This is a genomic window from Halarchaeum salinum (assembly GCF_039520965.1).
GTDB classification, from domain to species: Archaea; Halobacteriota; Halobacteria; order Halobacteriales; family Halobacteriaceae; genus Halarchaeum; species Halarchaeum salinum.
On the sequence record NZ_BAAABL010000056.1, the window covers coordinates 49,148 to 59,530 of the forward strand.

13 protein-coding genes and 1 pseudogene are annotated in these 10,383 nt (G+C 65.7%); 5 read left to right on the plus strand and 9 right to left on the minus strand.

What is annotated here, in order from left to right:
• Positions 1–21: 21 nt before the first annotated feature.
• Genes trpA through trpC form a run of 3 tightly spaced genes read right to left on the minus strand, consistent with a single transcriptional unit; the run spans position 22 to position 2,923 of the window.
• Positions 22–855 (minus strand): tryptophan synthase subunit alpha, encoded by an 834-nt coding sequence (gene trpA, locus ABDZ36_RS09690; RefSeq protein ID WP_211312572.1) that lies wholly within the window; start codon positions 853–855, stop codon positions 22–24.
• Positions 852–2,126, minus strand: a complete 1,275-nt coding sequence (gene trpB / locus ABDZ36_RS09695) for a tryptophan synthase subunit beta (protein ID WP_211312634.1) — start codon at positions 2,124–2,126, stop codon at positions 852–854. Before trpB ends, trpA begins: the two co-directional genes overlap by 4 nt.
• Before the next feature lie 29 nt (positions 2,127–2,155).
• Positions 2,156–2,923 carry an indole-3-glycerol phosphate synthase gene (gene trpC, locus ABDZ36_RS09700; RefSeq protein ID WP_211312571.1) on the minus strand — a complete coding sequence of 256 codons (768 nt, stop codon included), beginning with the start codon at positions 2,921–2,923 and terminating at the stop codon, positions 2,156–2,158.
• 94 nt (positions 2,924–3,017) lie between these two features.
• Here trpC and ABDZ36_RS09705 point away from each other — a divergent pair, with 94 nt between their 5' ends.
• The 3 genes from ABDZ36_RS09705 to ABDZ36_RS09715 all read left to right on the plus strand — a co-directional run bounded on the left by ABDZ36_RS09705 (position 3,018) and on the right by ABDZ36_RS09715 (position 4,182).
• Positions 3,018–3,473: an MGMT family protein gene (locus tag ABDZ36_RS09705; RefSeq protein WP_211312570.1), complete on the plus strand. Its 456-nt coding sequence runs from the start codon at positions 3,018–3,020 to the stop codon at positions 3,471–3,473.
• A gap of 91 nt (positions 3,474–3,564) precedes the next feature.
• Positions 3,565–3,741 (plus strand): protein translocase SEC61 complex subunit gamma, encoded by a 177-nt coding sequence (locus tag ABDZ36_RS09710; RefSeq protein WP_211312569.1) that lies wholly within the window; start codon positions 3,565–3,567, stop codon positions 3,739–3,741.
• Between the two features lie 3 nt (positions 3,742–3,744).
• Positions 3,745–4,182 carry a transcription elongation factor Spt5 gene (locus tag ABDZ36_RS09715; protein ID WP_211312568.1) on the plus strand — a complete coding sequence of 146 codons (438 nt, stop codon included), beginning with the start codon at positions 3,745–3,747 and terminating at the stop codon, positions 4,180–4,182.
• A gap of 250 nt (positions 4,183–4,432) precedes the next feature.
• On the opposite strand, the gene ABDZ36_RS09720 is transcribed toward ABDZ36_RS09715, so the two are convergent.
• Together ABDZ36_RS09720 and ABDZ36_RS09725 are read right to left on the minus strand one after the other, a co-directional pair.
• Positions 4,433–5,539, minus strand: a complete 1,107-nt coding sequence (locus ABDZ36_RS09720; protein ID WP_343749296.1) for a zinc-binding dehydrogenase — start codon at positions 5,537–5,539, stop codon at positions 4,433–4,435.
• A gap of 38 nt (positions 5,540–5,577) precedes the next feature.
• Positions 5,578–5,862: a hypothetical protein gene (locus ABDZ36_RS09725; RefSeq protein ID WP_211312567.1), complete on the minus strand. Its 285-nt coding sequence runs from the start codon at positions 5,860–5,862 to the stop codon at positions 5,578–5,580.
• 117 nt (positions 5,863–5,979) lie between these two features.
• On the opposite strand from ABDZ36_RS09725, the gene ABDZ36_RS09730 reads away from it, so the two are divergent.
• Positions 5,980–6,708, plus strand: a complete 729-nt coding sequence (locus ABDZ36_RS09730) for a PHP domain-containing protein (protein WP_211312632.1) — start codon at positions 5,980–5,982, stop codon at positions 6,706–6,708.
• A 74-nt stretch (positions 6,709–6,782) separates the two neighbouring features.
• On the opposite strand, the gene ABDZ36_RS09735 is transcribed toward ABDZ36_RS09730, so the two are convergent.
• Positions 6,783–8,087, minus strand: coding sequence for an RNA-guided endonuclease TnpB family protein (locus tag ABDZ36_RS09735; RefSeq protein WP_211312566.1), 1,305 nt, complete (start codon positions 8,085–8,087; stop codon positions 6,783–6,785).
• Between the two features lie 44 nt (positions 8,088–8,131).
• On the opposite strand from ABDZ36_RS09735, the pseudogene tnpA reads away from it, so the two are divergent.
• A pseudogene (gene tnpA / locus ABDZ36_RS09740) lies at positions 8,132–8,581 on the plus strand (IS200/IS605 family transposase).
• A gap of 118 nt (positions 8,582–8,699) precedes the next feature.
• On the opposite strand, the gene ABDZ36_RS09745 reads toward tnpA, so the two are convergent.
• The 3 genes from ABDZ36_RS09745 to ABDZ36_RS09755 form a co-directional block, all read right to left on the minus strand.
• Positions 8,700–9,200: a metal-dependent hydrolase gene (locus ABDZ36_RS09745; protein WP_211312565.1), complete on the minus strand. Its 501-nt coding sequence runs from the start codon at positions 9,198–9,200 to the stop codon at positions 8,700–8,702.
• A complete protein-coding gene (locus ABDZ36_RS09750; RefSeq protein ID WP_211312564.1) occupies positions 9,197–9,712 on the minus strand; it encodes a CinA family protein in 516 nt (171 codons plus the stop codon). The genes ABDZ36_RS09745 and ABDZ36_RS09750 overlap by 4 nt, the downstream gene beginning before the upstream one ends.
• A 96-nt stretch (positions 9,713–9,808) precedes the next feature.
• Positions 9,809–10,168 (minus strand): nuclear transport factor 2 family protein, encoded by a 360-nt coding sequence (locus ABDZ36_RS09755; protein ID WP_211312563.1) that lies wholly within the window; start codon positions 10,166–10,168, stop codon positions 9,809–9,811.
• Between the last annotated feature and the right edge of the window lie 215 nt (positions 10,169–10,383).

The following is a 10,383-nucleotide window of genomic DNA, read 5'->3' on the forward strand; positions in this document are numbered from 1 at the left end:
TGGTATGTGGTACCGTAGGGGCTACTTTGTCGTTTCCGGTTCGGGCGCTCCGTTCCGGGTGGCCGCCTCGATACCGGCCGCCAGCTCCGCGGCCTTCTCGCGCAGCGCGTCGGCGACCGCTTCGACGCTCTCCGCCTCGGCGATGATGTCGACGAAGACGCTCCCAGCGACGACGCCGTCCGCGCCGCCCTCGACGATGGATTTCGCGTGTTCGCGCTCGCTGACGCCGAAGCCGACCGCGTACGGCAGGTCGCTCTCGGGGAGACGCTCGAGGCTCTCGTAGGTGTCTTCGGAGACGTCGGTGCGCGCGCCGGTCGTCCCCATGCGCGCCTGCACGTAGACGAACCCGGAGGCACGCTCGAGGATTCGTTCGATGCGCTCCGCGGTGGTCGTCGGCGCGACGATGAAGATCAGCGCGACGTCGTGTGCCTCGCAGGCGGCCTCAAGCTCGGCCGACTCCTCGACGGGGAGGTCGGGGACGATGAGCCCGGAGACGCCAGCCTCCGCGGCGGCCTCGACGAACGTCTCGACCTCGTCGCCGTCCCCGTACTGGAGGAGGAGGTTGTAGTACGTCATGCAGACGACCGGGACGTCGACGTCGAGGTCGCGCACGAGGTCGAGATAGCGCTCCGGCGTCATCCCGGCGTCGAGCGCGCGCCGGATGCCCTCCTGGATCGTCGGGCCATCCGCGATCGGCTCCGAGAAGGGGAGACCGAGTTCGATCACGTCCGCGCCGCCGTCGACGAGCGCCTCGACGTACCGCTCGGTGGCGTCGGCGCTCGGGTCGCCCGCGACGATGTAGGGTACGAGGGCCGGGCCGTCCGCGAACGCCGCGGTGACGTCGTCGGCGCTCATGCGCGGAACACCTCCATATCGGGGGCCTCATCGAGATCGCGTTTCGCGGACTCCTCGATGACCGTATCCAGGTCCTTATCGCCGCGCCCGGAGACGTTCACGATCACGGGGCCGTCGCCCGCTCGCGGTTCGTCACCGCTCGCGTGTTCCGCGTCGCTCCGCGACGCGTAGTGCTCCAAGTAGGCGACGGCGTGACTCGACTCCAGGGCGGGGATGATCCCTTCCTCGCGCGAGAGCCGGTGGAACGCCGCGAGCGCCGCATCGTCGTCGACGTTCACGGGCGTGACGCGGTCCTCGTCGACGAGATACGCGAGCTCGGGGCCCACCCCCGCGTAGTCGAGTCCCGCGGAGACCGAGTGGGACTCGACGATCTGCCCCTCGCCGGTCTGGAGGAGCTTCGTCTTCGCACCGTGGAGCACGCCCACGGAGCCGGTGCCGAGGCTCGCCGAGTTCGGGGCGTACTCCTCTGCTTCTTCGACGCCGAGGCCGGAGCCGCCCGCTTCGACGGCGTAGAGGCCGACGTCCTCGTCGTCGACGAAGTTGTGGAACGCACCCATCGTGTTCGACCCGCCGCCCGCGCAGGCGATGACGGCTTCGGGAAGCTGTCCGAGCTGCTCACGCGCCTGCTCGCGGGCCTCCTCGCTGATGACGGCCTGGAAGTCCCGAACCATCGTCGGGAACGGATGCGGGCCGACGACGCTCCCGATGACGTAGTGGGTGTCCTCCACCGTCGTCGCCCAGTCGCGCATCGCCTCGTTCGTCGCCTCCTTCAGCGTGCCCGAGCCGACGTCGACGGGGTTGACCGTCGCGTCGTGGGTGCGCATCCGGAAGACGTTGGGCCGCTGGCGGTTGATGTCCGTCCGGCCCATGTAGATCTCGCAGGGCATATCGAGATACGCCGCGGCCATCGCGGTCGCGGTGCCGTGTTGGCCCGCGCCCGTCTCCGCGATGATCCGCTCTTTGCCCATGTACTTCGCGAGCAGCACCTGTCCGAGCGCGTTGTTCAGCTTGTGTGCGCCGCCGTGGAGCAGGTCCTCGCGCTTGAGGTAGACGTCGAAGCCATACTTCTCGGAGAGGTTGTCCGCCTTCCCGAGCGGCGTGGGTCGCCCGCCGAAGTCGCGCAGGCGCGCCCGGAAGTCGTCCATGAAGCCGTCCTCGTTTCCGCGGACGTAGCGCTCGTAGGCGTCGGTGAGTTCCTCGACCGCGGGCATCAGGACCTCGGGGACGTACTGGCCGCCGTAGCGACCGAACTTCCCTGCGCCCGCGTCCATACCCGTGTCCGCGGCAGTCTCGCGTCGGCTCATGTGGACTCCACCACCTCCGCGTTCACCAACGCTTCGGTGTTCGTGGCGACATCGCCGTCCATGATCGCGGAGCCGACGAGGAGCGCGTCTGCGCCCGCTTCTCGCATCCGTCGGACGTCCGCGGGCGTCGAGATGCCGCTCTCCGCGATGAGCGTCACGTCATCGGGAACTGCCGGCGCAACCTCCTCGAACGTTCCGAGGTCGACATCGAGCTCGGCGAGATCGCGGTTGTTCACGCCGACGTACGTCGCGCCGGCGTCGATGGCGCGTTCGAGCTCGTCCCGGTCGTGGACCTCAACGAGTACCTGGAAGCCGCGCTCGCGCGCCGCGTCGTGAAGGCGTTCGAGGTCGTCGCCGACGAAGCGTGCGATGAGGAGCACGACGTCCGCCGCGACGGCGTCCAGCTGCGCCTCGCGCACGACGAAGTCCTTGCGCAACACGGGGACGTCTACCGCTGCTCGTACCCGTTCAAGGTTTGCCGTCGACCCGCCGAAATGTTCGGGCTCGGTGAGCACGGAGAGGGCGCTCGCGCCGCCCGCGACCATCGCTTCGGCGAGTTCGACGGGGTCGTCCGTCCGCTCGCCCTCCGTCGTGGGACTCGTCGGTTTCACCTCCGCGATCACGGGCACGCGTCCATCCGCCTCGGCGTCGTCGAACGCCGCCGTGAGCGGGCGCGGTTCGACCGACACCCGGCCGTCCGTGACGTCGCGCTCGCGCGCCGCCCGCAGGATCGAACGCACCTGTGGTGCGAGATCATCGTCCATTACTGTACACTAATGCACTCTTTTGTACAAGAGGGTTTCCCTCCAACCGTCCGGAGCATGAACCTTCAAGTCCGCGCTCGCCGACCGACCCCGTATGGACGCCGGCATCTACGCGCTCGCCACGACGTATCTCGATCGCTACGTGCAACTCGGCGTCGCCGGCGACCGCGTCATCGACGTCTCCTTCCCGAAAGACCCCGACGAGGACGCGATGGACGACCATCCCCTCTTCGACCGGCTAAACGCCTACTTCGAGGGCGTTGCGGACGACTTCGACGACGTCCCGGTCGGCCTCACGATGGCGACGGACCAGCGCGCCGTACTGGAAACGGTGCGGCAGGTCGGCTACGGCGAACAAGTGACCGTTGAGGCGCTCACCCGCATGACGGCGGGGCTTGACGCCGACGAGGAGGCCGACCGGCAACTCGCGCGCACCGCGCTCGCGGAGAACCCCGTGCCGCTCGTCGTTCCCGACCACCGCGTCCGGGACGCCCCCAGCGGCGCGCCCCCCGAGGTCGAGCAGAAACTCCGCAGTCTCGAAGGTCTCTGAGCGCGGCCCGAACCCTGCCGCCGGCGAGGCGCAGCGACACTCCCGCGACCCGTTGCGGAAGATAGAAAAGTACCGCTCCCGAATCGCCGGTATGGACGTTCCCCTAGAGCTTTCAGCGTACACGCGGGTGCTGAAACTGGCCAGTACCCCGGAGTGGGAGGAGTTCTCCCAGATCGCCCTCATCGCCGGGGCCGGCATCCTCCTCATCGGCGTCATCGGCTTCGCGATCTTCCTCATCATGGGCTTCGTCCCCGGGACGGGTGTCTAACGCATGGGCGTGTTCGCCGTCAAGACGACCGCGAGCCAGGAGCAGACGGTCGCGAGCATGATCGCCAACCGCGAGGAGGACGAGGTTCACGCCGTCCTCGCACCCGACGCGCTCACCAGCTACGTGATGGTCGAGGCGGACAACGACGCCGTCATCTCGCGCGTCATGGAGGAGATCCCGCACGCGCGCAGTATGGTGCCCGGCGAGTCCTCGATCAGCGAGGTCGAGCACTTCCTCAGCCCGAAGCCCGACGTCGAGGGCATCGCGGAGGGCGACATCGTCGAGCTCATCGCCGGCCCGTTCAAGGGCGAGAAGGCGCAGGTCCAGCGTATCGACGAGGGCAAGGACCAGGTCACCGTCGAACTCTACGAGGCGACCGTTCCGATCCCGGTCACGGTCCGCGGGGACCAGATCCGGGTGCTCGACTCTGAGGAGCGCTGAGCGACGCGAGGCGCTCCTCGTGAACACAAGCGGGGAGCGAGGTAGGAGGCATGCTAGCGCGCTCTCCCTACCCACTGCCCGCTTCCACTTGCGGTGACAGCGCGGGACGCTGAGCATCGCGACGCGTTCCCCGACGAACGCGGGCGGCGTCGCCGCGAGCGCCGAAGGGTGGTGCACGCGGTTCTCGCGGTTTGGACCGGGTTCGAGGCATTCCCCCGTCCGGAACGCGAGGTCGCCTCAGCCCTGTTCTCTAGTCCCCGTGGCCGGGGGAGAGCGACGGGCGCGTCATCTCGCGGTCGTCCGCCTTCTGGAGCGCCGTCGAGACGTCAACGAGGTCGAACTCCGCGTCGATCAGCTCCGCGTAGGGGTAACGATCGACGGTGCGCGAGAGGAAGTCGAGGCCCTGTCCGAGATACCACGGGTCGTAGTGCATCGTCGGCGTCACCTCGATGTTCTTGCGCGTGAGGAGCGCGGGGTCGAACTCGGTCGTGTGGCCGGGTGTGATGTTCCCAATTTCGAGATAGCGCGCGCCGTTGCGGAGGAGGTGGGGACCCTCCGCGAAGGCGTCGGGGACACCCGCGACCTCGACGCCGACGTCCGCGCCGCGGCCGTCCGTAAGTTCGGCGACACGATCGGCACGCGCCTCGACGGTCTCGTGCTCGCGGAAATCTATGACGTGGTCGACGCCGAAGTCGCGAGCCCGTTCGATGCGCTCGTCGACGCCCTCGACGAGGATGGTCTCTGCACCGAACTCGTTCGCGACGGCGATGGCGTTCTGTCCGAGTCCGCCGCCACCCTGAATCACGACGGTCTCGCCGTAGGAGAGCTCGACCTGTTCGAGGCCGAAGAGGACCTGCGTGAGCGCGCAGTTCGCGGCGGCGGCGACGCCATCCGGAATGTTCTCGGGGACCTTGTAGAAGTGCTGTTCGGGATGGATGTAGTAGTGGGTCGCAAACGTCCCGTGAAAGTGGGGGAACTCGTCCGGGTGGTTCACCCAGTGGGAGAGGTCGTTCTCGCAGGAGCGGAACTCGCCGCGGCCGCACGCCGCGCACTTCCCGCAGGCGACGAAGTAGGTGGGGGCGACGTGATCGCCCTCCTCGATCGGTTCGCCGTTGTAGTCGGTCGTGACGCCCTCGCCGAGGTCGCTGATGCGACAGAGCGCTTCGTGGCCGAGCACCATCCGGTCGAGGAGCGGGTGCTCCCCGTTCCAGATGTGTAACTCGGAGCCACAGACGTTCGCACGAACGACTTCGGTGACGAGCGCGCCCGGTTCGGGATCGGGGACCGGATACTCGCGGATCTCGACGTCGCGTTCGTCGGCGAGATAGGCGAGTCGGCCCGTGGTGTTCGTCGGCACACCGTGTTCCACACGAACGACCGATATAGTCCTTACCGTCAGTCGATGTAGCCGAAGGCGTTCTCCGCGAACTCGACGTCCGCGTAGTCTCGGCCGTGCTCGCTGAGCCGGTAGTAGGCGCTCGAACTGTCGGTGTCGAGCGTCTCGACCATGTCGCGCTCGGCGAGGGCGTCGAGGGCGGCCTCAACGTCCGTGATAGACAGGTTGTCGTCGAGGAGCGCGTCGGCGTTCGCGGCGATCCCGGCGGGCGAGACGCCGAGCGCGCCCTGTGCGAGGACGCGGAGCACGGTGTTGATGTCGTCGTCGCGCCAGTCGTCACTCATGACCGGGGCGTCTCGCGGCGCGCCCAAAAAGCGTCCGGCCGAGCGCGCGAAAGTGTAACGCTAAAAGCGACCGGGCGCATACGCCGTCGCGTGACGGAGACTCGCGTCGATCCACACATGAAAGTCTTGGACGCCGACGTCGCGGCGCGCGCGAAGGCCCGCGGTATCGACGTGCTCGTGTACGCACCGCACTTCACGCGCCTCCCGGCGATCCGCGAGCGCGCCGATCGGTTCACGGACGACGACCTGCTCGTCGTCCCGGCCCGTGAGGTGTTCACCGGCCCGTGGCAGGAGCGCAAACACGTCCTTGCGCTCGGTCTCGACGAGCCGATTCCGGACTTTATCACGCTCGCGGGCGCGTTCGAGGAGCTCGCGGCACAGGACGCGACGGCGCTCGCGCCACACCCGACGTTCGCGACGGTGAGCCTCGGCGCGAGTGACTTCGAGCGCTACGCCGACCAACTGGCCGCGGGCGAAGTGTACAACCCGAAACAGTGGCCGTACCAGAACGAGCGATCGCGCGAGCTCGTCGAGGCCCACGGCCTCCCGGCGTTCGGGTCGAGCTACGCCCACCGGCGCGCGACGGTCGGCGAGGTGTGGACGACGTTCGAGCGTGAGATCGCGAGCGAGGCGGACCTCCTTGCCGCCCTCGAGGAGGGCGCGCCGCGGCACGTCGAGCATCGCTCGGGGTGGCGACACACGCTGCGCTGTCGCGTGGAGTTCTTCGATCTCGCGTGGGAGAACACCTACGAGAAACTGGATCGCGTGCTCCTCTCGGGGATGGAGCCGACCCACCCGCGCCACATCGCGTACGAGGGCTGCTTCGACGACGTGCGGATCTATTAACCTCGATATCTCGACGCCTGTGGCCACCCCGTAAACAGCCTGGGGCGCGGTGGCCCGAGGCTTTTGTAATTCCCTCAGCCGTGCGCTAGCACTCCCTGTTCCGCAAGGGAACGGGATGAGGTTGGGCGGCTTACACGCCCCGACCCGGACAGACGCACCAACCTGACCTGCGGCTGGGTTTTGTGAGTCCGGTAATTCGTCGTATTACCGTCGATTTTCGCCCTCTCGCGCCACGCAATGTTCACCGACGCATTCCGGTCGGCGTGGTCTTGTGCCACGTCACACTCGTCGTTCGTACAGCAGAACCGCCGTCCCTGCCGATACCCACGCTCACCACAACACGAGCACGTCTTTGAGTTATAGTACGCATCCACCGTATCCGTCGGAATCTCTCGCCACGTCGCCTTGTACGAGACGAACGTCTCGAACTTGTGGAACGGCAATTTGTGCAACCGGCGGTTCATATACGTCCCGTACTGCATTTCCTCGCGGATACCCTCCATATCCTCGAACACGATAACCGGATTCGAGAACTGCTCCGCGAACTCCACGACAGCACGGGAGAGGCGATGCAACACCCACTCGGTAAATCGTTCCTCCTTGTCACCGAGTTTCCGGTGGATGCTTGTCTTGCCGTGTTCCTGACAGCGAGTAGTGATGGTGTGGTAGCGTTGGCGTTCCTGCTTTACTCGCCCGTAGTCGAGGACGAGCGTGCCCTTCGTCCGCATCGTCTCGCGGTCGAGGGCGGTGAGAGCGACGTTGCGCTCGTTGATGTCCACGCCAACAAGCGTGTCGCTGGTGTCGGGTTCGGGCACGTCGAACTCGCGTGTGACCGTGACGTGTAGGTAGTACACGCCATCGCGGTACAGGAGTTCGGCCTGCCCCACATCCACCTCGTCCGACGCGAGAGCGTCTCGAAGTTCGTCCATCGCGTCCGGTTCACCCCGAAGGTGGCCTCTCACCTTCTTGTAGGGTTTCGGGCTGATGCGGAACTGGACGCGGTTCGTGTCGTCGTCAACGGTGAGGCGATAGCCTTCCGTATGCGCCATCACGAGCGGGTACGCACCAGATTTGTCCGTATTCGGCGGCGTCGGCTTGCCGCCATCAGGGTCGTCTTGATTCTGCCACCACTCTTTGAGGGACTGGTAGGAGTCCCACGTCTGGAGGGCTTTGCCGACGACCGCGCACTTGTTGTTCCGCAAGAAGTCGTCGCGGTCAACCTCTCGCTGTATCTCGGTGCGACTGTACCCGTGTTGTTTGAGGCGGATGGTTTCGTTGAATATCTCGCGCGAAGCGAGGCGGGCGTCGTGAAGCCACGACCGTTCACCAGACGCTATGTGGAGGCGCGTCTGAATGGTTTTCGTGGCTTCTTCACCCATGCTTTGACAATCGTTCCAGGCTGTCATAAATATAGGGAAGAGGGATGGAGGAGTACCGCAGTCACGAACATTCGGTCAGTTCCTGCAGGTATCACTTCGTCTGGTGTCCCAAGTCAAGCAAATCTTCGATTTGCGTACCTCGCGGAATCTCCGATCCCGCTTAGTACCGCCACCCGGTTCTCGATGTAGTGGAGGTCGATGTGCGAGAGTTGTTTGCGGAGACTGCCGACCACTTCGAGCACGAAATTCTGGCGTTGGAGATTGCGGACGACCATGTACACCTGTTCGTGCAAACAGATTCGAAACACAGTCCAGCAGATATTGCTCGGCAGTTCAAGTCGTACTCAGGAAAACACCTACTGGAACGGTATCCCGAGATTCGGGAGTCGTATTTCTGGGGCGGTGGATTCTGGAAGGTCGGATACTACGTTGGAACGACGAGAGCCGTGTCGGAGGAAGTGGTTGAACGGTATATCGAGGAGACAGAACACTAAGTCGAGTGTCGGGCTTCATCACCAGAAGTCGGAGACTTCTGGTTAGCAACCAGAACGCGAAGCGTTCTGGTGACACCCCCGACCCCGGTGGGTCGGGGAACTCGCCCTCGCAGGTTGTTTAGAGCCCGATCGCCTGCACGGAGACCGCGGAGAGATCGACGTGCGGGATAACGCCAGGCAGGTAGGTGAGGAGGGCGTAGATGACGGCGAGTTCGACCAGCGTGATGACGATGGTGATGACCGTCGCGTACTGCGAGGACGTCGTGACCCCGACAGGCGTGCCGAACTCCTTGTCCCAGAACGGGTAGAAGATCGCGATGCCGCGCTTCGAGCCGAGGACGTCGAGGACGAAGTGGGAGACGACGCCAATCCATACCCACTGGAGGTTCGCGAAGTAGATCGTGTAGCCGTAGAGGATCGCGACGACGAAGACGTTGTGCAGCGTTTTCCTGTGTTTGCCGAACTCGGTGTCGATGTCGGGGAAGAGCGCGCCGAGGACGACCGGGACGAAGACGGCGGCCATCGTGACGAGCGTCTGGACGTTCCCCTCCGGGTGGAGGACGAAGCCGAGGCCGATCCCCAACAGCCCGCCATTGAGGATATGGTCCTTTTTGTTCATTCGCGGGCCTCCACGGCGGCGAGCACGTCGTCGAGCGCCTGCCGGGCGATCTGCTCTTTGATCGCGGTGCGATCGCCGTCGAAGCCGTAGCGTTCGACGGTGGTGTAGGTATCGTCGTCACCCCACATGCCGGCGTGTGCGACGCCGACGTAGACGGTCCCCACGGGCTTTTCGTCACTCCCGCCGGTCGGCCCGGCGATGCCGGTGGTGGAGACGCCCCACGTCGTCCCGGCGGCGTCCCGGACGGCACGCGCCATCTCGCGGGCGACGGGTTCGCTCACCGCGCCGTGGGCGTCGAGGGCCTCTCGGGAGACGCCGCTGTCGAGTTTCGCGTCGTAGGTGTAGGTGACGGACGACCGATCGAAGTAGTCGGAGGAGCCGGGGACGTCCGTGAGGAGCGAGCCGATGAGACCGCCCGTGCAGGACTCCGCGGTGGCGATGGTGTCGCCCGCCTCACGAAGGGCGTCGCCGAGGCGCTCCTCGATCGGCGGGTCGTCGGCATAGTCGTGCATACACCGGCGTAGTAGGGGGACCGGTATTGCAGTTGCGGGCGGCGAGGTCTGTCAAGCCACAACACGCCTCGTCAGGGTGCGTCGGCGCGCGACGCCTTACACCGTATCGCGGTCGGTGTACGTGTAGCGCCGCGCGATGAACCCCTCGTCGTCGAACTCGTGGAAGTCCGCGAAGCCGAAGGCGACCGTCTCGCCGTCCTGCACACCCTCGAAACGCCCGCGCACGGCGACGGTGTCGTCGTCGGCGACGACATCGAAGACGGTGTGCTCGCCGTCCTCTAGAGGTCGGCCGGTCTCGTAGAACGCCTCCATGTCCGCGAGGCCCTCGATAGCCGGTTGGCCCGGTCGTTCGTAGACGATATCGGGGCTGAAGAGGCCCAACAGGCCGTCGTAGTCCTCGTCGTCCACGAGGTCGTAGTAGCGGCGCGCCGACTCGGGATCCGCGTTCTTCGACATACTCGTGGTGGGGCCGTGGGCCACGTAAGGCGTTCGGCCTTCCAGCCCCGATCGGGGGACAGCTATATGACCCATGCCAACAGACACCAATACGGATCGCTATGAAATCGTGTCAGAACTGCGGGTCGGTCATCGACGAGTATGTCTTGGACGGCTCTATTGAATCCGCAGACAGCGTCGGGATGAGTCGTTAGAACGTTGGAAGTGAAGCGGGA